Annotated in this window: 21 protein-coding genes; 6 read left to right on the top strand and 15 right to left on the bottom strand. The window is 71.2% G+C overall.

What is annotated here, in order from left to right:
* The 4 genes from IQ210_RS21220 to IQ210_RS21235 all read left to right on the top strand — a co-directional run bounded on the left by IQ210_RS21220 (nucleotide 1) and on the right by IQ210_RS21235 (nucleotide 6,134).
* On the top strand, nucleotides 1-1,938 hold the full coding sequence (locus IQ210_RS21220; protein WP_194080640.1) for an alpha-glucuronidase: 1,938 nt from the start codon (nucleotides 1-3) through the stop codon (nucleotides 1,936-1,938).
* Nucleotides 1,939-2,027: 89 nt separating this feature from the next.
* On the top strand, nucleotides 2,028-3,506 hold the full coding sequence (locus IQ210_RS21225) for a hypothetical protein (RefSeq protein ID WP_194080641.1): 1,479 nt from the start codon (nucleotides 2,028-2,030) through the stop codon (nucleotides 3,504-3,506).
* A gap of 61 nt (nucleotides 3,507-3,567) precedes the next feature.
* A complete protein-coding gene (locus IQ210_RS21230; protein ID WP_194080642.1) occupies nucleotides 3,568-4,806 on the top strand; it encodes an AAA family ATPase in 1,239 nt (412 codons plus the stop codon).
* A gap of 122 nt (nucleotides 4,807-4,928) precedes the next feature.
* Nucleotides 4,929-6,134, top strand: coding sequence for a vWA domain-containing protein (locus IQ210_RS21235; protein WP_194080643.1), 1,206 nt, complete (start codon nucleotides 4,929-4,931; stop codon nucleotides 6,132-6,134).
* On the opposite strand, the gene IQ210_RS21240 is transcribed toward IQ210_RS21235, so the two are convergent.
* From IQ210_RS21240 to IQ210_RS21265, 6 genes are all read right to left on the bottom strand, one after another.
* A complete protein-coding gene (locus IQ210_RS21240) occupies nucleotides 6,127-8,130 on the bottom strand; it encodes a beta-galactosidase (protein WP_194080644.1) in 2,004 nt (667 codons plus the stop codon). The two genes, IQ210_RS21235 and IQ210_RS21240, sit on opposite strands and share 8 nt — an antisense overlap.
* Nucleotides 8,127-8,807 (bottom strand): hypothetical protein, encoded by a 681-nt coding sequence (locus tag IQ210_RS21245; protein ID WP_194080645.1) that lies wholly within the window; start codon nucleotides 8,805-8,807, stop codon nucleotides 8,127-8,129. Before IQ210_RS21245 ends, IQ210_RS21240 begins: the two co-directional genes overlap by 4 nt.
* Nucleotides 8,804-10,315 (bottom strand): GH39 family glycosyl hydrolase, encoded by a 1,512-nt coding sequence (locus tag IQ210_RS21250; RefSeq protein ID WP_322656393.1) that lies wholly within the window; start codon nucleotides 10,313-10,315, stop codon nucleotides 8,804-8,806. The genes IQ210_RS21245 and IQ210_RS21250 overlap by 4 nt, the downstream gene beginning before the upstream one ends.
* Nucleotides 10,312-11,967 (bottom strand): ABC transporter substrate-binding protein, encoded by a 1,656-nt coding sequence (locus IQ210_RS21255; protein ID WP_194080647.1) that lies wholly within the window; start codon nucleotides 11,965-11,967, stop codon nucleotides 10,312-10,314. Before IQ210_RS21255 ends, IQ210_RS21250 begins: the two co-directional genes overlap by 4 nt.
* A 66-nt stretch (nucleotides 11,968-12,033) precedes the next feature.
* Entirely contained in the window at nucleotides 12,034-12,906 is an 873-nt protein-coding gene (locus IQ210_RS21260) for a carbohydrate ABC transporter permease (RefSeq protein WP_194080648.1), read from the bottom strand.
* Nucleotides 12,900-13,883 (bottom strand): ABC transporter permease, encoded by a 984-nt coding sequence (locus tag IQ210_RS21265; RefSeq protein WP_194080649.1) that lies wholly within the window; start codon nucleotides 13,881-13,883, stop codon nucleotides 12,900-12,902. Before IQ210_RS21265 ends, IQ210_RS21260 begins: the two co-directional genes overlap by 7 nt.
* Before the next feature lie 228 nt (nucleotides 13,884-14,111).
* On the opposite strand from IQ210_RS21265, the gene IQ210_RS21270 reads away from it, so the two are divergent.
* Nucleotides 14,112-15,110 carry an acetylxylan esterase gene (locus IQ210_RS21270; protein WP_194080650.1) on the top strand — a complete coding sequence of 333 codons (999 nt, stop codon included), beginning with the start codon at nucleotides 14,112-14,114 and terminating at the stop codon, nucleotides 15,108-15,110.
* Here the strand turns inward: IQ210_RS21270 and IQ210_RS21275 are convergent.
* From IQ210_RS21275 to IQ210_RS21290, 5 genes are all read right to left on the bottom strand, one after another.
* Nucleotides 15,091-18,321 (bottom strand): GH92 family glycosyl hydrolase, encoded by a 3,231-nt coding sequence (locus tag IQ210_RS21275; RefSeq protein ID WP_194080651.1) that lies wholly within the window; start codon nucleotides 18,319-18,321, stop codon nucleotides 15,091-15,093. The two genes, IQ210_RS21270 and IQ210_RS21275, sit on opposite strands and share 20 nt — an antisense overlap.
* Before the next feature lie 293 nt (nucleotides 18,322-18,614).
* Nucleotides 18,615-19,241 carry a TetR/AcrR family transcriptional regulator gene (locus IQ210_RS21280; protein ID WP_194080652.1) on the bottom strand — a complete coding sequence of 209 codons (627 nt, stop codon included), beginning with the start codon at nucleotides 19,239-19,241 and terminating at the stop codon, nucleotides 18,615-18,617.
* 471 nt (nucleotides 19,242-19,712) lie between these two features.
* Nucleotides 19,713-19,835: a hypothetical protein gene (locus IQ210_RS47930; protein ID WP_256779716.1), complete on the bottom strand. Its 123-nt coding sequence runs from the start codon at nucleotides 19,833-19,835 to the stop codon at nucleotides 19,713-19,715.
* Nucleotides 19,836-20,298: 463 nt separating this feature from the next.
* Nucleotides 20,299-20,757: a hypothetical protein gene (locus IQ210_RS21285; RefSeq protein ID WP_194080653.1), complete on the bottom strand. Its 459-nt coding sequence runs from the start codon at nucleotides 20,755-20,757 to the stop codon at nucleotides 20,299-20,301.
* A gap of 125 nt (nucleotides 20,758-20,882) precedes the next feature.
* A complete protein-coding gene (locus IQ210_RS21290) occupies nucleotides 20,883-21,968 on the bottom strand; it encodes a lytic polysaccharide monooxygenase auxiliary activity family 9 protein (RefSeq protein WP_194080654.1) in 1,086 nt (361 codons plus the stop codon).
* A gap of 269 nt (nucleotides 21,969-22,237) precedes the next feature.
* On the opposite strand from IQ210_RS21290, the gene IQ210_RS21295 reads away from it, so the two are divergent.
* Nucleotides 22,238-22,846 carry a Uma2 family endonuclease gene (locus tag IQ210_RS21295; RefSeq protein WP_194080655.1) on the top strand — a complete coding sequence of 203 codons (609 nt, stop codon included), beginning with the start codon at nucleotides 22,238-22,240 and terminating at the stop codon, nucleotides 22,844-22,846.
* Between the two features lie 11 nt (nucleotides 22,847-22,857).
* Here IQ210_RS21295 and IQ210_RS21300 read toward each other — a convergent pair whose 3' ends face one another.
* Genes IQ210_RS21300 through IQ210_RS21315 form a run of 4 tightly spaced genes read right to left on the bottom strand, consistent with a single transcriptional unit; the run spans nucleotide 22,858 to nucleotide 26,129 of the window.
* Nucleotides 22,858-23,448, bottom strand: coding sequence for an HD domain-containing protein (locus IQ210_RS21300; RefSeq protein ID WP_194080656.1), 591 nt, complete (start codon nucleotides 23,446-23,448; stop codon nucleotides 22,858-22,860).
* Nucleotides 23,449-23,494: 46 nt separating this feature from the next.
* On the bottom strand, nucleotides 23,495-23,869 hold the full coding sequence (locus IQ210_RS21305; protein ID WP_194080657.1) for a VOC family protein: 375 nt from the start codon (nucleotides 23,867-23,869) through the stop codon (nucleotides 23,495-23,497).
* 44 nt (nucleotides 23,870-23,913) lie between these two features.
* Nucleotides 23,914-25,407: a sensor histidine kinase gene (locus IQ210_RS21310; RefSeq protein ID WP_194080658.1), complete on the bottom strand. Its 1,494-nt coding sequence runs from the start codon at nucleotides 25,405-25,407 to the stop codon at nucleotides 23,914-23,916.
* Nucleotides 25,404-26,129 (bottom strand): response regulator transcription factor, encoded by a 726-nt coding sequence (locus IQ210_RS21315; RefSeq protein ID WP_194080659.1) that lies wholly within the window; start codon nucleotides 26,127-26,129, stop codon nucleotides 25,404-25,406. Before IQ210_RS21315 ends, IQ210_RS21310 begins: the two co-directional genes overlap by 4 nt.
* Nucleotides 26,130-26,159: the final 30 nt, after the last annotated feature.

Raw genomic sequence — 26,159 nt, forward strand, 5'->3', positions numbered from 1 at the left:
ATGCGGGGTGTCGATCCGGCCTGGCTGCCGGACGAGGTGTTCCGGCCGATCGGCACCCGGCGGACGGTGATCCGCGGCTCGGGTCCCCTGGTGGACACGGTGTACGGGGAGCTGGCGGAAGCGTGCGCCCGGTACGGGGGCGGTGTCTCGCGTGAACCCGGGCCGCACGACCTGCTGTTGGAGCTCAGCGGATCCGGCGACTCCGAGGAGTTCACTTACGAGCTCGGTGCCGGGGGTACGACGGTCACCGCATCCGGTGCGCGCGGGCTGCTGTACGGCTTCTTCCATGTCGTCCGGCTCGGCGAGGAGGCGTTCCTCGGCGAGCCGGTGCGGGAGACGCATCGGCCGGCGGTGGGACTGCGCATGCTGGACCACTGGGACAACGTGGCCGTGCATCCGGTCATGGGCCAGGTGGAGCGAGGTTATGCGGGTGGCTCGCTGTTCTGGGAGGACGGGCGGGCACGCGGCGACCTGGAGCGGGTGGCGGCGTACGGCAGGCTGCTGGCGTCCTGCGGCATCAACGCCGTGGCCGTGAACAACGTCAACGTGCACGCGGTCGAGGCGCGGCTGCTGACCGACCGGATCGGTGAAGTCGCCGAGCTGGCAGGGGTGTTCAGGGCCTACGGCATCCGGACCCATCTGTCGGTCACCTTCGCGGCGCCGATCGTGCTCGGCGGGCTTGCCACCGCCGATCCGCTCGATCCGGAGGTGCGGGCCTGGTGGGCGGCGGCGACCGCGCGGGTCTACGAGGCGATCCCCGACTTCGGCGGGTACGTGGTGAAGGCCGACTCGGAGGGGCAGCCCGGCCCGTTCGCGTACGGCCGCAGTCACGCCGACGGGGCAAACATGCTGGCCGCCGCGCTGGAGCCGTACGGCGGCACGGTGCATTGGCGGGCGTTCGTCTACGACCACCACCAGGACTGGCGGGACCGTACGACCGACCGGGCGCGGGCCGCGTACGACCATTTCACGCCGCTGGACGGAGAGTTCGCGGCGAACGCCGTCCTCCAGGTGAAGCACGGGCCGATGGACTTCCAGGTACGGGAGCCCGTCTCACCGCTGATCGGTGCGATGCCGGGGACTCGGCTCGCGGTGGAGTTGCAGGCCACGCAGGAGTACACCGGGCAGCAGCGGCATGTCTGCTGGCTGGGGCCGATGTGGAGCGAGGTGCTGCGGTTCGAGCCGGAAGAGGGCTCGTCCGTCGGGGAGTTGGCGCGCGGCGGGCTCGTCGCCGTGTCGAACGTCGGGGACGACCCGTTCTGGACCGGGCACCCGCTGGCGCAGGCCAACCTCTACACCTTCGCGCGGCTGGCCTGGCGGCCGGACGCGGACGTCGGCGGCATCCTCGACGAGTGGATCGGGCTCACCTTCGGGTCGGAAGCCGCGGCGGGCGTGCGGGCGGTCATGGCGGGTTCGTGGCGGACGTACGAGAAGTACACCGCGCCCCTCGGGGTCGGTTTCATGGTGCAGCCCGGCCATCACTACGGGCCGAGCGTGGACGGGTACGAGTACAGCCCGTGGGGGACCTACCACTTCGCCGACCGGGACGGGGTGGGGGTGGACCGCAGTGTGGCGTCCGGCACCGGGTACGCGGGGCAGTACGGCAAGCGGTGGGCCGAGGTGTACGAGACCGTCGCGTCCTGCCCCGACGAGCTGCTGCTGTTCTTCCACCATGTGCCGTACGGGCACGTGCTGAAGAGCGGGAAGACCGTGATCCAGCACATCTACGACACCCACTTCGAGGGCGTGGAGGAGGTCGAGCAGGCTCAGCGGGAGTGGGCCTCGTCGGCCGGGGTCGTCGACCCGGTGCGGCATGCTCGGGTGGCCGGGTTGTTCGAGGAGCAGCTGCGCAGCGCGCGTGAGTGGCGGGATCAGATCAACAGCTACTTCTTCCGGAAGTCGGGGGTCGCTGACGAGCGCGGGCGGACTATTTACTGACAGATCTTGGACGGCGTGCTTATGATGCCGCCGATGAAGAACTTCTCCTCGTTCGGATTGGGGGACTCGTTCGCTACAGGTGAGTGCTGATGGCAGCCCACCTCGCGAACGGGATTCCGACCCGCCTGTTGATGTGGCAGCGCGTACGTGAGTACGCCGTGCCACTGTCCATGATCGAGACCTCGACGGTCCGGCGTGCCGCCGGTGACTGGGCGGGCGCCTGCGCCGCCGCCCGGGTCGACGTCGATCTCGATCTGCGCGCCGTGCGTAGTCGGCACGGCACCGAAGTGATGGCTCAACTCCGTGCGGATCTGCGCCGGTTGGCGCCGGATCTGCTGCGCTGGCACATGCCTCGGATCGCCCCGGACGGGCGGCTGAGGCCGGGCCTGACGCTCTCCCTGGCCCGGTACCGGGGTGCCGTACCGCTGCACCTGGTGGTGCGGACGCCGCCGGCCTGGGCGGATGCCGGGCAGCGGATGTCGCTCGCGGTCTGGGAGGAGTCCGGGGGCGGCGATCCCGGACACCATCCGCATCCATATCCCGACCGGCGTTTCCGGCTCGATCTGCACCGGCATCTTTGGGACGCGGAGCGCAGTGGCGAACTCGCCCGGCGCTGCGGTTCCTTGCGGGCCGGGGTGCGTCGGGCTGCTGAGGCGGAGGGGCTGGGCTGCGCCGACGACTCCTTGTGGGCCCGGGCGCCACGCTGCACTGACGACGCCGACGGCTCCTGGGCCAGGGCGCGTTGGGCCTCCGAGGCCGAGATGCTGTTCCGTGCCGACGGTCGTCCTCGTGGCGCCTTCACCGTGCGGCTCGGTCCGCGCAGTCGGGCCGTGCTGGAGCTCGTCGCGCCCGACGACAGTCACGCGCCGACGTTCCGGCCGATGCGGGAGGAGCCGCCTCCGCAGGAGGTCGCTGCGCTGCCGGTGCTGCCGGAGGCGGCGGCCCGGGTGCTTCCGGATCTGGAGCTGGTGCGGGCCGGGCTGGTCCCGGTCGACCGGCTGCATCCGCTCGTCGCCGACGCGTTGGCGGCGCACTGCCCGGCGGTGGAGGCGGCGGCCCCCGTCGCCGAGGCGCGCGATCCGCATCGCGTTGAGTGCCGAGGCGAGGTCCATCGGATCGCGCTGCGGGACGGTGTGCTGACGGCGGTCGATCATGACCCCGGCCAACTGCGCCGCGAGGAACTGCTGGTGGCACTCGGCGGACCACCGCTGCCGTGTCTGCGGGCGATCGACGCCGTGCACCGGAATCCGGAGGAGCTGCCCGCGGTGCGGGAGCGGCTCGGTCACGGCGATGTCGTCGGGGCGCTGGCCGTCGTCGAGGGGCTGCTCGGCCCCGGTGCGGTGCTGCGTGACGGTCCGCTCCGGGAGGAGCTGGAGTCGGCCGCGGCCCGCCGTCTCGACCACGGGCTCTACCGGTCCGGGCTGGTTCCCGAGCACCCCGCTGCCGGTGCGGCGGGGAACCTGGCGCGGCCCGAGGCGGGGCACCGCCCACGGCTCGACCGCCGGCTGCCGCATGAGATGCGCCGCAAGCGGGACGGCCGCACTCGGCCGCGTATCGCGGCCTTCTGACCCCAACTTCCCTTTTTCCGGGCCCCGTTCGGGACCCGCTGACACCCCTCAGGTGATGCCCATGACTTCGCACGCCCTCCTGCCCGCCAACCCCCAACTCGCCCTCGCCGACGACCTCCTGAAGCTGCTCCGCACCACCAGCACCGAGCCCCGCCCCGACGACCAGCTCGAAGCGCTCACCCTCGCCGTCGCGGCCGACCTGCCCGTACTGCTGTGGGGCGAGCCCGGCATCGGCAAGACCGCGGCGCTGACGCAACTCGCCGACTCCCTCGACCTGCCGCTGACCACCGTGATCGCCAGCGTCCACGAACCGACCGACTTCTCCGGACTGCCCATCGTGGGCGACGACCCCGCGGTGCAGGGGGTGCCGATGGCTCCGCCGCAGTGGGCCGTCGAGCTGGTCCGGGCCGGACGGGGGCTGCTCTTCCTCGACGAACTGTCCACCGCCACCCCGGCCGTGCAGGCCGCGCTGCTGCGGGTCGTGCTGGAGCGCAGGGTCGGCGCGCTCCAACTGCCGCCGGGCGTAAGGATCGTGGCCGCCGCCAATCCGCGGGCGTCGGCGGCGGACGGCTGGGAGCTGAGCCCACCGCTGGCCAACCGGTTCGTGCACCTGTACTGGGTGCACGACCGGGACGTGGTGGTGCGGGGCCTCGGCGGGGTGTGGCCCCGGGCCGAACTGCCCCGCCTGGAGCCGGAGCGGCTGGCGGAGGCGGTGGCGTTCGCGCGGCGCGCGGTCTGCGGCTTCCTGCACGCCCGGCCGACGCTGATCCACCGGCTCCCGAACACCGAGACGCGGCGCGGCGGCGCCTGGCCCTCGCCGCGCAGCTGGGAGACGGCGCTGACCCTGCTGGCCTTCGGCACGGCGGCCGACGTCTCCCGTGAGGTGCTGGCGCTGCTGGTGCGGGGCGCGGTGGGGGACGGACCGGGCCTCGAACTGCTCGCCCACCTCGACCGGATGGACCTCCCGGACCCGGAGTCGCTGCTGGCCGACCCGCCCACCGCCGAGCTGCCCGAGCGCGGCGACCTGCGGCAGGCCGCGCTGGAGGCGGTGGTCGCGGCGGTCGGCGCCCGGCCGGAACGGGAGCGCTGGGAGGCGGGCTGGGCGGTGCTGGTCCGGGCCATGGAGACCGGCGCCCCGGATCTGCTGGTCGCCCCGGCCAAGGCGCTGGCCGCGCTGCGGCGCGACGACTGGGAGGTGCCGGCGGCGGTGGAACGGCTGGCCAAGGTCGTCGGGATCGCCGACCGGGCGGAACGGTCGGTGGAACGGGTGGCGGCGGAGCGGGTGGGTGCGGGGCGATGAAGGATGCCGTACGGCGGCCGTTGCCGCGTCCGATGTCCCCGCCTCCCCCACCGCGCCCGGTGCGGGCCACACTGCCGCAACCACCCGGCACCGACAGCGAGGGGGATCAACTCCCTCTGGACATGGAGAAGTTGCTCGCCGCCCGGCTGCACGCCGTCAAGGTCCGCCCGTACCTCGCCGTCGCCCTCTTCGCGCTCCACATCGTCGAGGACCGGTCCGTGCCGACGATGGCGGTCGACGCGCACTGGCGCTGCTACGTCTCCCCCGCCTTCGTGGCCCGCATGCCGGTGGAGGAGCTGGCCGGCGTCTGGGTGCACGAGGTGTCCCATCTCCTCCGGGACCACCACGGGCGGGGCGAGCGCTACGCGCGGGAGAACGAGGAGTACGGCCCCGGCGAGCGGCTGCGCCGCAACATCGCCGCCGACTTCGAGATCAACGACGACATCTACGGCGACGGCCTGCCCCGCCCCCTCGGCGCGGTCCTGCCGTCACTGCTGGGCCTGAAGAACGGCCTCCTCATGGAGGAGTACCTGCGGACGTCGTCGATGTCCGGGCTCGCCGCCGACCTGGCCTGGCTGGACTGCGGCAGCGGCGCCGACGGGCAGGCGCGGCCCTGGGAGCTGGGCGCCGAGGGGGCGAACGGGCTGACCCGGCAGCAACGCGACGCGGTACGCTTCCGGGTCGCCGAGGGGATCAAGGGGCGGCCGGGCGAGGCCCCTGAGGGCTGGCGGCGCTGGGCGGACGAGGCGTTCCATCCGCCGCAGCCCTGGCGGCAGTTGCTGGGCGCGGCGATCCGCTCGGCGGCGGGTGCGCCGGGGGTGGGCGAGAACCACACGTACCGTCGTCCGTCGCGGCGCTCGGCCGCCGTCCCCGGGGTGCTGCTGCCGAGTCTGCGTCGCACCCCGCCCCGGGTGTGCGTGGTGATCGACACCTCCGGTTCGGTGAGCGATGCCGAGCTGGGCAGCGCGCTGCTGGAGGTGGCGGCGATCGCACGGGCCGTGGGCGGCCGGCGTGACCTGGTCTCGGTGATCTCCTGCGACGCGGCGGCCGGACTCGCCGCGCCGCTCTGCCGCGCCGAGGACATCGAACTGATCGGCGGCGGTGGGACGGACCTGCGCTCGGGCTTCGCCCGGGCACTCCGCTCCCGACCCCGCCCGGACGTGATCGTCGCCCTCACGGACGGCCAGACCCCCTGGCCGTCCGATGCGCCGCCCTGCCGGACCGTCGTCGGGCTCTTCCCGCGTCCCGCGCGAGGCGTGAACGAGCGGGACCCGGACTACGTCCCCGACACCCCGCCGTCCTGGGCACGTGTCGTCACCATCAACTGAGCAGCCGCAGCACGGCCACGCCGAGCGGGTCGAGGGACAGGGGGTCGCCCTGCTCGGTCTGCTTCCCGGTGAGGAGGTCGACGACCGTCGCGGGGGCGGTCAAGTGGGCTGCTTTCGTCGCGTGGTTGAGGACGAAGAGGATGCGGGTGCCGTCGGGGGCGACGCGGGTCGCGGTCTCGACGGCCGGGTGGTCGGCGTACGGGCCGAGCAGGTCGTGACGGGTGAGGACGCGGCGGATCATCTGGTCGACGCCGGGCTGGTCGAGGGCTGTGGCGACGTACCATGCCTCGCCGTCCCCGAAGGCGTTACGGGTCACCGCCGGCGTACCCGCGTAGAAGTCGCTGCCGTACGTGGCGACCGGCTCGGCGCCGCACGGCTGGACGATCTCGAAGACCAGGCGGGACTCGCACCCCAACTCCGCGATCGACTGGGCGACTTCGGGCTGCCGGGCATCCCATTCGTCCACGCGGACGCCCATGAGCGGGGCGAGCGGGCCGGGGACGTCGGTGAGGAAGGCGCGGTCGTGCTCGTCGACGCGGCCGGAGAGGAAGGTCGTCAGGACGGTGCCCCCGCGTGCGGCGACGGCTTCGAGGCGGGTGGCGAGGTCGCCCTTGACCATGTGGAGGACGGGGGCGAGGACCACGTCGTACGAGGTCAGGTCGGCGGTCTGCGGTACGACGTCCACGTCGGCGCCGGCCTCGCGGGCGGCACGGTAGTAGGCGTGGACGACGTCCTGGTACTTGACCAACCGGGAGGGGCCGTCGGAGATCTCCAGGGCCCACCAGCTGTCCCAGTCGAAGAGGAGGGCGGTGCGGGCGGGGGTGCGGGCGCCGAGGGTGGCTGCGCCGAGTTCGGCGAGTTCCCTTCCCAGGTCGGATACTTCTCGGAACACCCGGGTGTCGTCCCGGCCCGCGTGCCCGATGACCGCCCCGTGGTACTTCTCGCAGGCGCCACGGGAGGCGCGCATCTGGAAGTAGAGGGCGGCGTCGGCGCCGTGGGCGATCGCCTGGAAGGTGGCGAGACGCAACTCCCCCGGCCTGCGCAGGGGGTTCACGTCCCGGCAGGCGGTCGTCGACGGGGTCTGCTCCATGAGCCAGAAGGGGGCGCCGTCCTTGAGGCCGCGCATCAGGTCGTGGGCCAGGGCGGGCCAGGTGGGCGGGGCGCCGAGGGGCGGGTAGCTGTCCCAGGACGCGAAGTCGAGGTGGGGTGCCCAGCGGTGGTAGTCGAGGGGGCGAAACATGCCCATGAAGTTGGTGGTGACGGGCGTCTCCGGGTCGTACCGCCGGATCGCCTCCTTCTCGGCGAGGAAGCAGCCGAGGAGCGCGTCGGTGGTGAAGCGGAAGTAGTCGAGGGTGATGCCCTGGAAGGCGGTGTGGTCGGGGCCGCGCCAGTGTTCGGTGAGGGCGTTGGGCGGCTCGATCTCGGTCCAGTCGGTGTAGCGGTGGGACCAGAAAGTGGTCCACCAGGCGTCGTTGAGGGAGTCGAGGGTGGCGTACCGGTTGCGCAGCCAGTCGCGGAAGGCGTCCGCGCACAGCTCGCAGTAACAGACGCCCCCGTACTCGTTGTTGATGTGCCAGGCGAGCAACGCCGGGTGGTCGGCGTAGCGTTCGGCGAGGCGTCCGGCCATCGCGGTGGAGAGGCGGCGGTACGCCGGTGAGCTGGGGCAGAAGTTGTGCCGCTGGCCGTAGCGGTGCCGACGGCCCTCGAAGTCGGTGCGGTTGGTCTCGGGGTACTCCTTGGCGAGCCAGGGCGGGAGGGCGGCCGTGCCGGTGGCCAGGCAGACCTGGCGGCCCTCGGCGGCGGCGCGGTCGAGGATGCGGTCGAGGATCGTGAAGTCGTAGGTGTCCTCGGCGGGTTGGGTGAGCGACCAGGAGAAGACGCCGACGGTGAGGGTGTCGATGCCGGCCAGGGTGAAGAGGCGGTGGTCCTCGTCCCAGACGTCCTGCGGCCACTGTTCGGGGTTGTAGTCGCCGCCGTACGGAATCTTGCCTGTCATACGGTGAAGTCCCTCTCGGTCTCGGCGATCAGCGCGCGGCTGCCGTGCAGCAGGGACAGCAGCAGCGGGGCGGCCAGCAGGGCGGGCAGGGCCTCGGTGAGCAGGGCGGTCCCCGCGGCGGCCAGGACGAGCAGTGAGCCGGCGGCGAGGGTGGCGCGGCCGTGCCGGAACAGGAAGTACGCGGCGAGGCGGGCGGTGTCGCGGGTGCGGAAGCTGAAGAGGGAGGTCAGGACGAGCGCGTGCGCTCCCCAGAGCAGCGAACCGGTCCCGATCACGCCGAGCAGCACCGCCCACCAGCCGGGCAGCCCGGTCGCGGAGAAGTGCGTGAGGGTGAACGCGATGACCGTGAGCCAGGCCAGCAGCGGCGCCCACAGCCGCAGCGCGGGCAGCGCGTTGAGCCGCCAGCCGCGCCGGTAGGCGCGGGCCGGGTGGAGGTCGGTGAGGTCGCGGTCGCGGTGGTGGAGGGCGTAGACGGCGGCGCAGGCGGCCGGGCCGAGCGGGAGGAGGCATACGGCGGCCAGGGGGAGGTTGGTCGGGTCGGGGCCCAGTAGGAGGAGGCCGGCGAGGCCGGGTGCGGCGGCAAGCAGGAGGAGGGCGCCGACCGTGACGAGGGTGTGGATGAGAGCGGCGGCCCGTGCGAACGGGCCGACACCGAAGGCGGCGGACTGTGTGCTCATCGCGGCTCCCCGCCCAGCAGTCGGCGCTCGTCCGCCCAGGGCGGCGCCTCGTCCACGACCGCGCTGACCTCGACCAACGTCACCTCATGACGGCTCAGCGTCAGATCCAGCTCCACCCGGCCGTCCGCCACCGGCAGCCGCAGATGCCGTCGGCCGGGCTCGGCCGCCTCATGGAGTACGTCGAGCTGCTGCGGCCGGGGTGAGCGGGGGCTGCCCATCCGCTGCCAGGCCGTGCGGGCGTTGCCGTGCTCCTCGTCCACGCTTGACCGCCGTACGAAGGCCTCGCCCGCGGCCTTCAGCGGTACCGACAGCTTCAGCCGGTGCCGCTCCGGCCCCGGCGTCTCCCCGCTCGCGTCGACCGGCGCCCAGGCGAGGACGGTGACGCGGCCGTCCGCATGCCGGGTGACCAGGTGGTCGTCGCCGCGGGCGAGCAGGTGGGTGCCCATGCGTGCCATGAACGCGTACAGGTGGTACGTCGGCTTCTTCACCTGCCGGTGGGTGAGCAGTCCGAAGCCGCCGTGGAAGAGGGCGGTCGGCGGGCCGGCCTCCTCGAACATGTCGCTGAACGTCCAGTAGGAGAAGGAGTCGACGTGGTCGCCGCCGTGCGCGAGGACGGGGGCCAGGTAGGCGGCGTGGAAGGCGGTGTCGTGGACGGGGTTGTCGGGGCGGTAGGAGGAGTTGAACTCCGTGATGTGGACGAGCAGTTCGGCGAGGCGGGTGCCTTTCAGGAGGTCCCTGGGCGTGGCGAACTGGTCGAGGAGGTGTCGCGCGGGCGCCAGCGTCTGGTGGGTGCCGAAGGGCACGTGGTGGGCCGGGCCCGAGGTGTAGGCGTGCTTGGAGACGAAGTCGACGGGCACGTCCCCGCGCTCCGCGAACTCGGCGAACCGGCCCAGCCATTCGTCCGCGCCGGGCGAGATCGCCGGGCCGCCGACTTGCAGCCCCGCGTCCACCTCCTTCACCGCGGCCGCCGTCACCTCGTACAGCCGGTGATAGGCCTGTTCGTCCGCGTGCTCCCAGAAGTCGGGCAGGTTGGGCTCGTTCCAGACCTCGATGGGCCAGGTGCGCACCTCGTCGAGGCCGTAGCGGTCGACGAGGTGGGCGACGGTCGCACGGACCAGGTCCGCCCACTCCTCGTAGGACCGGGGCGGGGTGACGTTGCCCCGCCACCAGAAGACCGTCTGCTTGCCCGACGCCAACTCCTCGGGCATGAAGCCCAGTTCGAGGAACGGCCGAATGCCGAGGTCGAGGTAGGCGTCGACGACCTGGTCGACGTAGGTGAACGAGTGGTGGACGTGCCGGGCGCCCTGCCACTCGTAGGGACGGTGGACCGCCATGCCGTCGCTCAGGAGGCCGTGACCGCGGATGTACCGGAAGCCGATCTCGTCCTGGAGCAGCTTCAGCGAGTCCTGGTAGTCGCGGCGCAGGGCGAGTTCGATGCGGCCGGTGCCGACGCAGTGGCGCCAGGCGTCGGAGAGTTCGCCGGTCGGTTCGGCGGGGACGTGGATCACCCGTTCTCCTTCTTGAACCGGTCGTACGCCTGGTTGTGCAGGTCGACGAGCCGCTGGAGGTTCTTCGCCTTCAACTCGGAGACGTAGGCGTCCCATTCGGACATCGGCCGCTTGCCGAGAACGAACTTGAGGGTGTTCTGGATGGCGTGGTCCTTGAGGGGCGTATCGAGGAGCGTCGCCTGTTCCTGTTCCACCGACTGCAGGGGGTGGGCGGGGTCGATGGGCAGTTCCTCGCGCTGGGACATCGCGTCCTGGAACTTCTTCTCGTCCGGGCCGAAGTTGGAGGAGACCAGCTCCCAGCTGCCGCCGTAGGTGAACACGCCGTTGAAGAAACCGAAGTCCTTCTGGAGGTCCTTCGGGGCGTCCGGGTCGGAGCCCATGAGGGAGATGCCGGGCTCCAGCTTGTAGGTGCCGCCGGCCTCGGTGTAAGTGACGCCCTGGACACCCCACTTGCACAGCTTCTGGCCCTCGTCCGAGTACCAGAGCCAGTCCACGAACTGCATCATCGCGACGAAGCTGTCACTCTTGAGGGCCTTGCTGGAGACCATGATCCCGTTCTCCAGCCTCACCCCGCCGAGGACGACCGGGCCCGCCGGTCCGAGCGGCACCGGGACCATCTCGATCTTCGCGCCCTTGACCTGCTTCTCCAGGTTGTAGCGGTAGTTCTGCACCAGCTCCTGCGGGTTGGCGCTGATGACGTACGACTTCTCGGCCAGCAGCTTCTGCGTCGCCTGGTCGTCCTGCTGGGTGAAGCTCTCCGGGTCGAGCAGCTTCTCGGCGACGATCTTTCTCAAGAACTCGATCATCGCCCGGTAGTTGTCCTGCGTGGCGGTGAAGACGAACTTCTGCGCCTTGGTGTCGAAGCTGATGTTGTCGTACGCCCAGCCCGCCTTCACCCCGTAGGACTGGCCGAGGTACTGGAACAACGCCCCGCAGGGGAACGGGGTGTTGACGCTCCAGCGGTCGGTCCACGGGTACTTGTCGGGGTACTCCGTCTTGAGCGCCTTCAGGACCGAGTACACCTCGTCCCAGGTGCCGGGCAGGGTGAGGCCGAGCTTGTCGAGGACGTCGGTGCGGAAAGAGAGGGAGTAGCCGGCCTTGGGCTTCTCGTGCAGGCCGGGCAGCAGGTAGTACTTGCCGTCGGACTGGCGTATGGAGTCGAGCTCGGGTTCGAGCTTCCACCTCTTCACCTTGTCCTGGTAGTTGGGCATGAGGTGCACGTACTCGCTGACCGGGAGGATCGCGCCGGAGGACACGAAGGCGACCTCGCCCGGGTGGTAGGTCTTCGGGATCAGGAAGGGGGCGTCGCCCGCGCCGATGAGGACGCTGCGCTTCTTCTCGTAGTCGGCGAGCGGGATGTCGACCGGCTTCAGGGTGATGCCGGTGCGCTTGGTGACCTCCTTCCAGAACAGCCAGCTGCTCTTGTACGGGTAGACCGGGTTGTTGTTGTGCAGCATCGAGAAGGACAGCGGCTTGGCGGCCTTGAACTGCTGCCCGGCGCGGTACTCCTTCATCGCGCCGTTCTGCTTCTTCGACAGGTCCTTGCTGTCGCCGCCGTTGTCGCCGCTGCCGCAGCCGGTGAGGCCGGCGAGACCGATGAAGCCGGCGGCGGCCAAGATCTGACGCCGCGACAGCTCTCCTGCGTTCTTCACGGGAACTCCCTTGTTCCGTAGGTGAGTCGGGGACCAGCTCTTGACGGCTTGGGTGAGTCGGGGGAATCAGCCCTTGACCGCGCCGAGCATCACGCCCGAGACGAAGTAGCGCTGGACGAACGGGTACACGCAGAGGATCGGCAGCGAGGTGAGCACGATGGTCACCGCCTGGATGTTCGCGCCGACCTGGCTGAGCTGCTCGGTGCCGGCGCCCGCGTTGGAGCCGCCGGTGGCGCCCAGGATCATGTTCCGCAGATAGACGGTGACCGGCATCAGGTCCGAGCTGTCCATGTAGAGGAAAGCGCTGAACCAGGAGTTCCAGAAGGACACCGAGTAGAAGAGGACCATCGTCGCGACGACCGCCTTGGACAGCGGCAGCACGACCCTGAGCAGGATGCCGTAGGTGCTCAGCCCGTCGATCTGCGCGGCCTCCTCCAGCTCCCCCGGCAGACTCTCGAAGAAGGCCTTCATCACCAGCAGGTTGAAGACGCTGATCGCGTTGGGCAGGGCGATCGCCCACACGCTGTTCTTCAGGCCGAGGGTGGTGATCAGCACGTAGTTGGGGATCAGCCCGCCGGTGAAGAACATGGTGAACACGGCGACGCCGATGAGCGCGGTGCGGCCCTTGAGGTGCTTCTTCGACAGGACGTACGCGTAACAGGTCGTCAGGATCATGGCGACGGCGGTGGAGACGACCGTGTAGAACACGGTGTTGCCGTAGTTCCGCCAGAACATCGAGTCCTGGAACACGATTTTGTACGTGGTGAGGTTGAACCCCTTGGGCCACAGCGTCACTTCACCGGCGCGGATCTGCCGCTCCCCGCTGAAGGACCGGGCGATGATGTTGACGAAGGGATACAGGGTCACGACCACGACGAGGCTGAGGATCACCCCGTTGACGCCCTGGAACACCCGGTAGGAACGGCTCGGCCTCACCACAGGCTGGTCCCCACTGTGCGGCGCGAGAGCTGGTTCGCGGTCGTGATCAGGACCAGGCCGATGACCGCCTCGAACAGGCCGATGGCGGCGGCGTAGCTGAAGCTGTTGGACTCGACGCCGGTCCGGTAGACGTACGTGGAGATCACGTCGGAGGTCTGGTACGTCAGCGGGTTGTAGAGCAGCAGGACCTTCTCGAAGCCGACCGCCATGAACGTGCCGACGTTGAGGATCAGCAGCGTGATCATGGTGGGGCGGATGCCGGGCAGGGTGACGTGCCAGGTCTGCCGCCAGCGGCCGGCGCCGTCGATACGGGCGGCCTCGTACAGGTCCTCGTCGATGGTGGTGAGCGCGGCGAGGTAGAGGATCGTGCCCCAGCCGGCGGTCTGCCAGATCTCGGAGCCGACGTAGATCGTGCGGAACCACTCGGGTTCCTGGATGAACCGGATCTCGTCGTGGCCGAGCCAGCCCAGGACGTGGTTGACCGGGCCGTCGGTGGCGAGGATCTGCAGGGTGATGCCGGCGACGATCACGATCGACAGGAAGTGCGGCAGGTACGACACCGACTGCACGAACCGCTTCAGGGCCCGCCGGCGCACCTCGTTGAGCAGCAGGGCCAGCACGATCGGGATCGGGAAGCAGAAGACGAGGGTCAGTCCGCCGAGCCAGAGCGTGTTGCGGAAGACCTGCCAGAAGGTCGGGTCGCTGAGGAACATCTCGACATAGCGCAGGCCGACCCACTGCTCGCCGAACATCGAGCCGCCCGGTTCGAAGCGCCGGAAGGCGATCACGTTGCCGAGCATCGGCAGATAGCGGAACACCAGGAAGAACAGCAGCGGCAGCACCGCCAGTGAGTACAGCTGCCAGTCGCGGCGCAGCGCCCGTCTCCAGGTGACGCGTGCGGAGGGCTTTCGCGGTGGAGCGGGGGCGGGTGGGTCCTGGACGCCGGGCGGAGAGGCCGACTTGGTGGACGTGCTCATGCTCGGTCCTCTCAGGAGGGGAGGAGCTGAACCGAAACTTTCGAACTCTTACCGGTAACTTCGCGGCAACTTAAAGGCAGTTAGAAAGCGCTGTCAATGGGTGTCGCAGCCGCCTTTTGAGGCGTGGGTGGGGAGTTGAAGTCCGTTGCGTGCGGGGTAGAACCCGGGAGCCAGGCGCGCTAATCTCCGCAAGTTTCCCTTTCCCGTCCGACTCCTGCGAGGTGCCCCGTGCCCGCGTTCGACCTGCCGCTGACGGAGCTCGTGCACCACCGTCCGCTGCCCGAAGAGCCCGCCGACTTCGACGAGTTCTGGCGCGGAACCCTCAAGGAGGCCGCCCAGGATGAGGTGTTGGTGTCGGTGCGGCCGGTGGAGACCGGCCTGCGGCTCACCGAGTCCTGGGACGTGACGTTCCGGGGCTTCGCGGGCGACCCGGTGCGCGCCTGGTTCAGCCGCCCTGCCGGCGTGCGGGAGCCACTGCCCGCCGTCGTCGAGTACGCGGGCTACGGCCGTGGCCGCGGCCTCCCCCACGAGCGCCTGACCTGGGTGAACGCCGGGTACGCGGTGCTACTCATGGACAACCGCGGCCAGGGCGACCAGTACGGCAACGGCGGCGCCACCCCCGACCCGCACGCCCAGGCCCCCGGCGGCCCCGGCCCCATGACCCGCGGCCTCCTCGACCCCCGCGACCACCACTACCGCCGCCTCATCACGGACGCCGTCCGCGCGGTCACCGCGGTCCGCGCCCTGCCCGGCGTGGACGCCTCCCGCACGGTCGCCGTCGGCAACAGCCAGGGCGGCGGCCTGGCCCTCGCCGTCGCGGGACTCGTCCCCGACCTGGCCGCGGCCCTGATCACCGCCCCCCTGCTGTGCGGCATCCGCCGCGCCCTCGACCTCACCGACGCCCACCCGTACGGCGAGATCAGCACCTACCTCTCCGTGCACCGGGGCGCGGAGGAGGCCGCGTACCGCACGCTGTCCTACGTCGAAGGCATCTCCTTCGCCCGCCGCGCCCACGCCCCCGCCCACTTCGGGGTCGGCCTGCGCGACACGGTCTGCCCGCCGAGCGGCGCGTACGCCGCCTTCAACCGCTGGGCCGAACTGTCCGGCGCCGCCCCGCGCACGGAGATCCACGCCTACCCGTACAACGGCCACGAGGGCGGCGACGCGGTTCATGTCCGCCGCCAACTCGACTGGCTGGCCGGGCTGTTCAGCGAGTCGCCAGCGTGAACACGTGCAGGTCCGGATCACGGGGCAGCCGCACACGCGCGACGGCCTTCCCCTCGGGCGCCCGGAACGGCTCGGTCGCGAAGACGTACGTGACGACCGGTTCCCGCCCCGCGCCCGGGACGTTCCGGTACGCCGTCCTCGCGACGACCTCGTTGCCGTACCGGACGCTGCCGCCGCCCCCGCCGAGCGTCCAGTCGGTGAAGGAGAGGTCGACGGTGTCCGTGCTGCCGTCGGTGTAGGTGACGGTGGCGCGGGCCTCCTGATCGCCGTTGACAGCGCTGCCGACAAAGGCCAACTGGCTGACAGGCTCAGCCAATTGCACGGTCTGTCCGTTCGCAGTGGCGTTGTCCGGCCGCCCGCTCGGCGAGCCGGGCCAGATGAAGCCGAGGCCGTCCCCCAGCTGCCCCTGCCCACCCGGGCTCAATCCGGCCGCGGCAAGAGCCTGCCGGGAGTAGCTCCAGCCGCCGCCGTCGAAGTCGGCCTCGTCGTGGTCACCGGAGTCGTCCGAGATCCCGATGCTGTCGTAGGCGGCGAGCAGACTGCCGGGCGCGGCGACGGTCAGGAAGACGGGCTGTGCGTACGAGTCGACGGCGATCTCGGCATCGTAGAAACCCTGCGCGGCGCCTTCGCCGACGCTGAGAGTGATCTCCTGCACCCCGTCAACGACGCTCCCCTCGGCCGGACTTGCCTCGACCCCCTCGGGCGCGTCGACCCTGAAGCGGCCCGCGGGACCGGCACCGCCGCTCAACGCGAGCGCGCGAAGGGCGACCTTCACACTCCCGCCCGGGGCGAGCGTCACCGCGGTCGGCCCGATGCCGACCTGGTAGGGCTGTTCGCCCTCGCGGAAGGACGGCGGAGCGGCATCGACGCCCGAGCCCCATGCACGGTCGGGCGTACCGGAGAGCGTGTAGTCGAGGTCGCCACCGTCCCGTACGAACGAGGCCGGCAGCCAAGGCCGTTCACTGGTACGTCCGTCGACCCGCAGGGAGTGGATGTAGGGCGAGTCGGCGGCGGCTCCTTCCGCGCGGACGGAGATGTCGTTGCCGTCCGGGCGGTCGATCTCGATCCGGGGGAACAGCGGTGAGGCCAGGACGAGTTCGGTGCGGGAAGGGACCTGCGGATACATGCCGAGGGCGGCGAAGACGTACCAGGCGGACATCGCGCCGAGGTCGTCGTTGCCCGGGATGCCGCCCGGCCGCGTCGACCACAGCTGTCGCATGGCGGCGCGTACGGTCTCCTGTGTCCGGTACGGGGCGCCCGCGTAGTCGTACAGGTAGGGCACGTTGATGGACGGCTCGTTGTCCAGCTCGGACTTCTCGCCACCGCTGCCGGTGAAGGCCCAACTGCCGGCGCCCGCGTGGAAGAAGGAGTCGAGCCGACCAAGCGCCTTGCTTCTCCCGCCCATCGCGGCGAAGAGCCCCGCCGGATTGTGCGGGACCATCCACGTGTACTGGGCCGCCGTCCCCTCCACGAACCCGTTGCCGGTGGCCGGGGTGAAGCCCGCGACCCAACTGCCGTCCGCCTTGCGGTTGGCGATGTAGCCGCCGCTCGGATCGGCACCGATGTTGAAGTTGTTCTGCCACCACTGGGAGCGCCCGGCGAACTCGGCGGCGACGCCCTTCTCCCCCGCCGCCGCGGCGAGTTGCGAGAGGGCGAAGTCGGCGCCGGACATCTCCAGCGTCTCCGCGGCACCGCCCCAGGCGTTGGACACGGACGGCATGTAGTGGTGCTTCAAGTACTGGTTGAGAGACGGCCGTTGCCCCACGGACAGGACAGGCTTCCCGGCGGCGGACAGATCCTTCGGAGTCGGCTCGGTAGCCGCACGGACGAGCGAGTCCAGCGCCCCCCGCAGGTCGAAGTCGGTGCCGCCGAAGGCGTGGATGCCTGCCAGGGCGACGGCCGAGGGATCGCCGTTCATGACGTGCGTGCCGCTCGCTCCGTGCAGCCAGCGGTCCCAGATCCCGCCGTTCTGCTGGGCGAGTTCGTAGAGCGACTGGGCGATGTCGGAGCCGGTGCGCGGTTGCAGAAGCGTGAGCAGCTGCACCTGGTCGCGGTAGACGTCCCACCCGGAGAAGGTGCCGTACTGCGCCCGGCGCCCGGTCCGGTGCACCTCGCCGTCAGGACCGCGGTACCTGCGGTCGGCGTCGCTGATGATGTTCGGGTGGAGGAGGGAGTGGTACAGGGCCGTGTAGAAGGTGGTGCGTTCGGCGTCGGTGCCGCCGCCGACGCGGATGGCGGCGAGGTCGTCGCGCCAGGCCCGGCGGGCCGCCTGCCGTACGTCGTCGAAGGTGCGGTACGGCGGGTTCTCCGCCGCCAGGTTTGCCTCGGCGCCCGCCCGACTGACGTACGAGACACCGACCTTGACGTTCACCGGCCCGGCCCCCGGCGCGAACTCCACATACCCGCCGGCCCCCTTGCCCGCGACCGGCCTTCCGCCCTCGCCAAAGCCGCCGGTGCCGCCGCTCGCCGTGAGGGACCCGGAGTCGAGCCGGTCGTCCCGCCAGGTGCCGGTCGCCTTGAAGGCGCGGTCGAAACGGGCGGTGAAGTGCAGGGTGTAGTAGGCGCGTCGGCCCTCCGGGTCGAGGTGGCCGCAGAAGTTTCCGGAGGTGACGGAGCCGGATACGGTACGGGTGCTTGGGTCGATCTCGACCGTCGAATCGGTGGAGCCCACCTCGGAGTTGGCGGTACGGATGAGCAACGAGGCGGGCTGGTCGGCAGGGTAGGTGAAGCGGGCCGAGCCGGTGCGGGCGGTGGCCGTGAGGTCCGCGGTGACGCCGGAGGCGAGGGTGACCTTGTAGTGGCCGGGTTCGGCGGTCTCGTCGGCGTGGTCGAAGTCGGCGGCGTACACCTTGTCCCCGGTGTCGCTCGCGGGTGAGGAGGCGACCTGACCGGCGTACGGGAAGAACGGGATGTCTCCACTGCCGCCCGCGCACCCGGTGCCGGACATGTGGGTGAGGCTGAAGCCCCGGATGCGGGTGGCGTCGTAGTGGTAGCCGCCGGGGGCCGCCGTGCGGGTGGCGTCGCCGCGGGTGTTCTCGGGGCTCCACGAGAGCATGCCGAACGGGGTGACCGCGCCGGGGAAGACGTTGCCGCCGTTGCGGGTGCCGATGAGGGGGTCGACGTAGGGGGTGGGGTCGTCGACGAGCTCGGGAGGTGCCGGGGGCGCGGCGGCGACGCCGGCGAACACCAAGGCCAGAGCGGCGGCAAGCATCAGGGGCTTCACGTGCGCCAGCCGTACCACGCGGGGCCACGGACAGCCGGCCGACGGCACCGCGGAGCCACTCGGACGGGTCAAACCCAACTCGCTTGACTTCGCGGTCCATTGACGCGGTAAAGTGAGGTTTAGACTACTCGACAACGTTGTCCGACCCGCGCGCTGTCGCCGTCTTCAGCCACTCCACACCCGGGCAGGGACTCCCCCTCACCTGCCCGGCTCGCGGACCCGGTGGGGGTGTCCACCGGGTCCGCCCTGGAGCACCCGCGGCTGCTTCGATGCCGCGAGCCTCACTCCTCCCGGCCGGCGACCTCCGCCACCACCCGCTCCGCGCGCTCCACCGGCACACCGACCGCGATGAGGCTCGCCACCGCGGCCCGCGCCCCGTCCCCCTCCCAGAGACCGGCGGTGACAGCCTCCAGCAGGCCGATGGTGTACGCCTCCATCGCGGCGCTGAGCGCGGGCGCGGGGAGCCGGTCGTGGAAGACCCCGGCCCGCTGGCCGCGCTCCAGGATCGCGAGGGCCGCCGCGCGGGCCGGTGCCAGCGCCTCGGTGACCCGCTCCTGCCCCAGATCCTGCGTCGCCAGCGACAGCAGCAGCCGGTAGCGGTCACCCTCGGGCCACACCGCGAGCACGAACCCGGCGAACGCGTGCTCCGGGTCCTCCGTCACGTCCGGCCACCGTGCGGAAGCCGCCCGCAACGCCTCCGACGCCTCCTCCGCGAGCGCCTCCAGCAGCGCCACACGGCCCGGGAAATGCCCGTGCACGGTCCGCCGTACGACCCCGGCGGCCTGCGCGATCTCCTCCAGCGTGGCGTCCGGGTTCTGCCCCAGCAGCTCACGCGCGGCGGCCAGGATCTTCGCCCGGTTGGACCGCGCGTTGCTGCGAATCGGCTCACGGGCCTCGGACTTGGACATGGCAACGACCTCGACTGACACATCGGAGCAGGACGGTAGGCCATCCTCACACGGTGGCGGTCGGGGCTCCCGGAACGGGGGTGGGGCGTGGCGGCGTGGGTGGGGGGCGGTGGAGGGGGTGGGTAATCGGCGGGGTGGAGCGCGCCATGGCCAGGTCGGGTCGGGTGGGCATGTGATCGGCGAGGTGCAGCGCCATCGCCAGGTCAGGTCACGCGTGCACGTGATCGGCGAGGTGCGGCGCCATAGCCAGGTCGGGTCGCGGGTGCAGGTGATCGGCGGGGTGGCGTGCCATGCGCAGGTCCGGCCTGTTCACCGGCCCTGGCTTGGTTGGAGCGGGCCTGCGGTCATGCCGGTCAACATCATCGCGCCGCGCACAGTGCAGCGACGTCGCGTGCCGGGGGCAAGCGAATTACGGCCGGCCAGTGCCGAGGGCGATCAGCGGGTCGGGGCCGAAGCCGTGGTAGGTGCCGTTCAGGGCGACCAGGCCGCTGGGTCGCCGCCGACCACCGCCAGCACAGCGCCCTGGCCGCCGACGGGCCCGAGGCCCTGCGGCAGCTGGTCGCCGGCCTGCCTGAGGGTGCGGGTGTACGTCATCTTCGGGGCCCGCCTCCATCGTCCAGCCCGCTCACGCGCGCACGTGATCGGCAGAGCACGGCGCCAGCCTCGGCCCGCTCACACATGCACACCAGCCGCGCGGCCCGACGCCACCGCCCGGCCCGCTGACGCGCGCACGTGACCGGCGGGGCACGACGCCACGCCTCGGCCCGCACGCACATGCACACCAGCCGCGCGGCCTGACGCCACCACCTGACCCGCTGACGCGCGCGTGATCGGCGGGGCCCGGCACCATCGGCAGGTCCGGTCGCGCGTGCACACCAGCCGCGCGGCCCGACGCCACCGCCTGCCCCCGCTGACGCGCGCACTTGACCGGCGGGGGTCGGCGCCGTCGCCAGGTGCCGTCGCGCGTGCACGCCGTCCTCAAGGCCCGGCGCCATCGCCCGCCCCGTTCACAGGTGTACGTCATCGGCGGCGCCTGCGTCGCGTCGGCTCCCTCGGGTCAGGCAGGGGCTCCTCGGCGGCGCCACCACAGGTCGGGGTGCCACTGGCGGTCCGTGGCGAAGGGGTCGGGGAGGGTGCGTTGCAGGTATGTGGCGTCCAAGTCGGCTACGGCGCGGGCGAGTTCGGCGCGTGGCCGGGGAGGCAGGCGGGTGAGGATCTCGTCCAGTATGTCGCGGGCGTGCCTGACGTCGTCGAAGGAGCAGCCGCGGCAGGTGCACTCCGCGTCCTGTGGGTAACGGGGGCGTCGCCCTGCCGGTTGAAGGAACTGGCGATAGCGTCGCAGGGCCCGGTCGGTGGCGCCGGAGTAGACGTAGTAGTCGGCCGGGAGCCCTTCAACGCGGGCTATGGCCAGGCTTGTTCGGGTGGAGAGGCCATGGATGCGGGCCGGGGGAAGGTCCCATCGCGGGGCGTTGGTGGGTCGAGCGGCGCGCAGCGCGCCGGGGCGCCTACGCGGCATCGCCCTTTCGGGACGCGGCCGGAGCGGTCATGCGGGTCGTGAAGGTCATGCCCGCCATCATGTCATCGCCGACGGACCCGGTGAGCGGCGGCTCGTGGCCCACCGGGTCCGCAGGCCGGCCGGGGTTACCCGACGCGACAGGGCAACGTGGTCGCCGTATCACCGCCGGAGCCGGTCACGACGTACCCGAACGTCGTGCTCTGTCCTGGGCTCAGGGACCCGTTCCAGTCGGCGTTGTGGACCATCACGTCCTGGCCGGTGTAGGTGGCGTTGCCGTTCCAGAGGCTGTCGACCTTCTGGCCGCTCGGGAGCGTCCAGTCGACCATCCAGCCCAGCATCGGGACGTCGCCGGAGTTGGTGACGGTCACCTCGGACTGGTAGCCGCCGCTCCAACTGCCGGTCGTCTTGCGGGTGGCGGTGCAGGTGCCGGGGACCGGGTCGGTCGGGTTGCCCGGTTCGTGGATGCCGGTCACCTCGCCGTTGCCGCCGTCGAAGACGACGTCGGAGCAGGAGTAGAAGGTCTCCGCGCTGTCCGAGCGCTGCCAGACCATGTAGATGATGTGGCGGCCCGACTTGTTCGACGGAAGCTGCCCGGTCCAGGAGTAGTTGGCCTCGACCGTGCCCGGACTGCCGTTCAGCGGCGGGTGGTCGACGGAGAGGAAGGGCTGGTCCTCCATGTCGTTCCAGGTGAGGGTCTTGGTCGGGTCGAAGCCGTCCTTGGTGACGTAGACGTAGAACCAACCCGGGTGCGCCGCCCAGGCGTTGTAGGAGAAGTCGACGGTCGCGCCCGAGGTGAGGTGGGTCAACGGCCAGTCGTTGCGCGGGGCGTTGAAGCCGGTGAAGTTGGTGTTGCCGCCGCTGCACAGCTGGCCGTCCGGTACGAAGCCGCGGGTGCGGCCGGCGCCGTCCGAGCGGAGCACCGAGAACCAGTTGTAGAACGGCGTGGTGCCGCTGACCGCCTGCGCGTTCTTGCAGGCCGGGTTGACGGGCTTGATCTCACCGGTGTCGGTCAGCCCGTCCTGCCAGCACAGGAAGGTACGGCTGCCGGGCTTCATCGGGGTGCCGTGGGCTTCCGCCTGCCCGCCGGCCGTGACGACCAGGGCGACCGCGGGGATTGTGGCGAGCAGGGAGACCAGGACGAGGAAGAGGGCTCTGGCGCGAGTCGGGAGCGCTAATCGGCGACCGGGGGACGCTGATTTTGTCAGGATCATGACAGTCCAGTCCGTTCCTTGAGGTACGGGCCGTGCGGATGCGTGTGCGGATGAGCGGGGTGGGTGGTCCCCTTCGGGCAGGTTCCGGTCCACCCGCATGGGAGCGCTCCCACCCCGCCTGTGGCGGAAGGTAGCGCGAATGGGGGCGGGTGTAAACGGTTGGCGCGAGGGAGGGTGGGCGTCAATGGCGTGCCGTGGCATCACTGGTTTGGGTGGCGGTACCTTCGTACGTACGATCACGCCACATATCGGCGTCCACACTGGCGTCCATGGGAGCAGTGATGACCACACCCCAGCAGGCCACCGAGGACACCTGGATGTTCCCTCCGGCCGACGGCTGGGCCTTTGCCCAGGTGAAGCATTTGGAGCTGCCCTTCGACTGGGAACTCGTGGACGGAGTGGTCGTGGCTCGTGGGCAGACCAATGTCTGGCACAACGAAGTGCGGGACGGCCTCGCTGACGCGCTCAAGGCAGCACGCGTCTCGCCCTATCGGGTACTCACCGAGCAGTGCGTGATGGTGGACGACCGCAACACCCCCAAACCGGATGTGATCGTCTACGACCCGCGGGAGCTGAACCTCTTCAAGGCTGAGTGCATCCCAGCAGGGAAGGTCACCCTCGCCGTCGAAGTCGTGTCCCCTGGCTCTCGTCAGGACGACCGCGTGCGCAAACCCGCGCTCTTCTCAGCGAACAAGGTCCCGTACTACTGGCGCGTCGAACTGGACCGCGACCAGAAGCTCGCGGTCCACGAGTACTGGCTCAACGCGGACACCCTCACCTACTTCCCCGCGCCCTCGCACCCGGTGCACCACGGCAAGCTCTTCACCGAGCTGCCGTTCCCCGTCGAGATCGATCTCGACGCGCTCCTCGGTTTCTGAGCCCGCCGCCGTCACACGGGATACGCCCCCTGAAAGGCCAGCCGCGCCGCCGCCCCCTCCCCCACGTCCGTCAGCAGGTCGTCGAGGTCCAGGAACTCCTCCCACACCGATCGCCCGCTCGCCTCGGCCAGCGTCCTGACCACCAGGTCCTCCAGCTCCGGGACGCGCTTGTTCTTCCATGCCTTGTCGGCGAGGCTGACCAGGAGATCCTCGATCGTCACGTCCGGCGCGGTCCAGCTCGCGTGGGTGGCGGCGAAGCGGGCCAGGTGCGGGGTGATGCCGTGGCTCAACAGCAGGTCGCGACCGGCGACTTCGTGCGCCGAACCGGGGCCGGAGAGCTCCGTGGTGTGCGCCGTCTTGCCTATGTCGTGCGTGGCCGCACCGAACAGCACCGCCTCACGGTCGAGCGGGAGTTGGGAGTGCCGCCGCGTCAGCCACTCCACGAGGTCGTACGCCACGTCGTGCACCGCCCTGAGATGCGCGGCGAGCCGCGGCGGCGCGTCCAGCTCGCGCAGCAGCTCCGCCGCGCGGTCCGGCAGCGGACGGAGGGGCGGGTCGCCGGGGTCGTGGAGGGCGTGGTGGAGGAGGTCGGGGGAGGTCACTCGGAAGAGGGTACGGCGGCTACGGCGGGTGCGGCCGACGGCCTTGTCACGGCCAGGTGTTGGCCTGTGCCGCGAAGGTCTCGGGGTCGCTGTGCACCGGGATCACGCACACCAGCTGTCCGCCGGGCGCGCGCAGCACATGGCACTCCAGCCACTGGGAGATCTCGACCGCGCCGAGGGCCGACAGGCGAGCGGTCTCGGCCTCCACGTCGTCCGTCTCGATGTCGATGTGCAGGCGCGGCACGTCGTCGACGGCCTGGACGGCGGTGACCAGCCCCGGCAGGGCGCCGTGGAGGACGGTGAACTGCGGTTCGTCGTCGACCCGTTGGGCCGGGGCGCCGAGGGCGGCGGACCAGAAGGCGGAGGCGGCCTCGGGCTCGGGGGTGTCGATCAGGACGGCGTAGACGCGGCTTCGGTGCATGATCGGCACGGTAGTTCAGACCGCACGGCACGGGTGACCAGGTCTCAGCGGACCCTCGCTCCCTCCCCCGACAGCACGGCCGGCAGCGGCTCCTCCGCCACCCGTGGCAGTCGGACCGTGAACTCCGTCCGCCCCGGCGTGCTTTCGACGTCGATGCGCCCGCCGTGCGCCGCCGTGATCGCGGCGACGATGGCGAGGCCCAGCCCCGAACCGCCCTCCAGCCCACCGGCCCTGGTACGGGACGCGTCGGCTCGGGTGAAGCGTTCGAAGACCGTGGGGAGGAGGGCGGGCGGGATGCCGGGGCCGTTGTCCCGGACCCGTACGAGGCACTGGGCGTCCCCGCTCTCCACCACCGCTACGACCCTCGTCCCCGGGGGTGTGTGCACGCGTGCGTTGGCCAGGAGGTTGGCGACCACCTGGTGCAGGCGGGCCTCGTCGCCGGTCACCAACGGCTCGGCGTCGAGGCGGAGTTCGAGCTGCCAGTCATGGCCGTCGCCCGCGGCCCGCGCGTCCCACACCGCCTCGGCGACCAGCGCCGCGACATCGACCTCGGCGGACTGGAGCGGGCGGCCCTCGTCGAGCCGGGCCAGCAGCAACAGGTCCTCCACCAGGCCCGTCATCCGCGCCGACTCGGCCGAGACGCGGCGCCAGGCCGTGCCCGGTTCGATGCGGTCGGTGCCACGGTTCATGAGCTCGGCGTAGCCCGCGATCGAGGCGAGCGGCGTGCGCAGTTCATGGCTGGCGTCGGAGAGGAAGCGGCGCATCCGCTCCTCCGTGCGCTGGCGTTCGGTCAGGGACGACTCCACGTGGTCGATCATTCGGTTCAACGCCGCGCCGACCTGCCCGGCCTCGCTGTCGGGGTCGGTGTCGCGCTCGGGGACGCGGGTGAGGTCGCCCACCCGACCGCTGCCCAGCGGGGCGCGGGACACCTCGACCGCGGTCCCGGCGACCCGGCCCAGGGGCCTCAGTTGACGGCGGATGACGACCGCGCACACGCAGCCGGCGGCGGTGAGTCCGACAGCCGCGATGGCCACCTCCGCGATGACCATCCCCCTGATCATCCGCCGCACGTCGTCCATCGGGATGCCGACGAGGACCCGTATGCCGTCGCGGTCGATCGCGGTGATGCGGTAGGTGCCGAGGCCGGGCACGGTCCGGGTGTGCATCGACCCGTCGGCCTCGATGCCGGCGAGGGCGGCGCGCTGTTCGGCGGTGAGCTGCTGCGTCGTGTACTCGCGCGCCACGACCGCCGCGCTGACGATGTCGCCGTCGTCGTCGAGCCGCGCGGCCACCATGCCGGTCGGGTGGCCCTGCTCGTGCAGGAAGCCCAGGTCTGCGGTGAGTTGGGGTTGCAGTGCGGCACCGCCCAGGCAGCGCTCGACGGCGTTCTCGACGCGGTCGTCCAAGTTGCCGTACAGATAGGCGCGTTGGACGAACACGGTGGTGAGCGCCATCGCCGCGCACACGGCGACCAGGGCGAGGGAGATGAACAGCAGCAGGCGCGAGCGCATCGAGCGCAGTCGCCGCCGGGCGGTCATCTGCCGTCCTCCGTGGGCCTGATGGCGTAGCCGAGGCCGCGCACGGTGTGGATCATCGGCGCCCGGCCGCGGTCGATCTTGCGGCGGAGGCCGGAGATGTAGACCTCGACGAGGTTGCCGCCGCCGTCGAAGGAGGTGCTCCAGACGTGGTCGATGATCTGCGCCTTGCTCAGCACCTGACGCGGGTGGTCCATCATCAGGCTGAGCAGGTCGAACTCCTTGGCGGTGAGCTGGATCGGGGTACCCGCGCGGTGCACCTCGCGGGTCTCCTCGGTGAGGACGAGGTCGCCGAGGACTCGTACGGACGTGTCGGCGCGGGTGTGCTGGGCGCCCGCCCGGCGCAGCAGTCCGCGCAGCCGCAGCACGACCTCCTCCAGGGAGAACGGCTTGGTGACGTAGTCGTCGGCGCCGGCGTCGAGTCCGTCGAGCCGGTGCTCCAGGGCGTCGCGCGCGGTGAGCATGAGGACGGGCAGCCGCGGGTTCTCAGCCCGCAGGCGGCGCAGCACCTGGAGGCCGTCGAGGTCGGGCAGCATCCCGTCGAGGACGACGGCGTGCGGGGCGCAGCCGCGGGCGACCTTCAGCGCGCTCTGTCCGTCCGACGCCGGGTAGGCCCGCCAGCCCGCCTCCTCGACGGCCACGGAGAGCACGTCGGTGAGCGCGGGCTCGTCGTCGACGATGAGCACACGGACGCGGCCGTTGCGGTACCCAGCGGTGCCAGTCATGTCCCGATCGTGTCCCGGTCCGCTGGGGGA

The organism is Streptomyces justiciae (assembly GCF_015163075.1).
Lineage (GTDB): Bacteria > Actinomycetota > Actinomycetes > Streptomycetales > Streptomycetaceae > Streptomyces > Streptomyces justiciae.

What these genes read in the sequence shown, in the direction of transcription:
- IQ210_RS21220 (WP_194080640.1), top strand. Translation starts at nt 1, where the DNA reads ATGCGGGGTGTCGATCCGGCCTGGCTGCCGGACGAGGTGTTCCGGCCG.
- IQ210_RS21225 (WP_194080641.1), top strand. Translation starts at nt 2,028, where the DNA reads ATGGCAGCCCACCTCGCGAACGGGATTCCGACCCGCCTGTTGATGTGG.
- IQ210_RS21230 (WP_194080642.1), top strand. Translation starts at nt 3,568, where the DNA reads ATGACTTCGCACGCCCTCCTGCCCGCCAACCCCCAACTCGCCCTCGCC.
- IQ210_RS21235 (WP_194080643.1), top strand. Translation starts at nt 4,929, where the DNA reads ATGGAGAAGTTGCTCGCCGCCCGGCTGCACGCCGTCAAGGTCCGCCCG.
- IQ210_RS21240 (WP_194080644.1), bottom strand. Translation starts at nt 8,130, where the DNA reads ATGACAGGCAAGATTCCGTACGGCGGCGACTACAACCCCGAACAGTGG.
- IQ210_RS21245 (WP_194080645.1), bottom strand. Translation starts at nt 8,807, where the DNA reads ATGAGCACACAGTCCGCCGCCTTCGGTGTCGGCCCGTTCGCACGGGCC.
- IQ210_RS21265 (WP_194080649.1), bottom strand. Translation starts at nt 13,883, where the DNA reads ATGAGCACGTCCACCAAGTCGGCCTCTCCGCCCGGCGTCCAGGACCCA.
- IQ210_RS21275 (WP_194080651.1), bottom strand. Translation starts at nt 18,321, where the DNA reads ATGCTTGCCGCCGCTCTGGCCTTGGTGTTCGCCGGCGTCGCCGCCGCG.
- IQ210_RS21280 (WP_194080652.1), bottom strand. Translation starts at nt 19,241, where the DNA reads ATGTCCAAGTCCGAGGCCCGTGAGCCGATTCGCAGCAACGCGCGGTCC.
- IQ210_RS47930 (WP_256779716.1), bottom strand. Translation starts at nt 19,835, where the DNA reads ATGACGTACACCCGCACCCTCAGGCAGGCCGGCGACCAGCTGCCGCAG.
- IQ210_RS21285 (WP_194080653.1), bottom strand. Translation starts at nt 20,757, where the DNA reads ATGCCGCGTAGGCGCCCCGGCGCGCTGCGCGCCGCTCGACCCACCAAC.
- IQ210_RS21290 (WP_194080654.1), bottom strand. Translation starts at nt 21,968, where the DNA reads ATGATCCTGACAAAATCAGCGTCCCCCGGTCGCCGATTAGCGCTCCCG.
- IQ210_RS21295 (WP_194080655.1), top strand. Translation starts at nt 22,238, where the DNA reads ATGGGAGCAGTGATGACCACACCCCAGCAGGCCACCGAGGACACCTGG.
- IQ210_RS21305 (WP_194080657.1), bottom strand. Translation starts at nt 23,869, where the DNA reads ATGCACCGAAGCCGCGTCTACGCCGTCCTGATCGACACCCCCGAGCCC.
- IQ210_RS21310 (WP_194080658.1), bottom strand. Translation starts at nt 25,407, where the DNA reads ATGACCGCCCGGCGGCGACTGCGCTCGATGCGCTCGCGCCTGCTGCTG.
- IQ210_RS21315 (WP_194080659.1), bottom strand. Translation starts at nt 26,129, where the DNA reads ATGACTGGCACCGCTGGGTACCGCAACGGCCGCGTCCGTGTGCTCATC.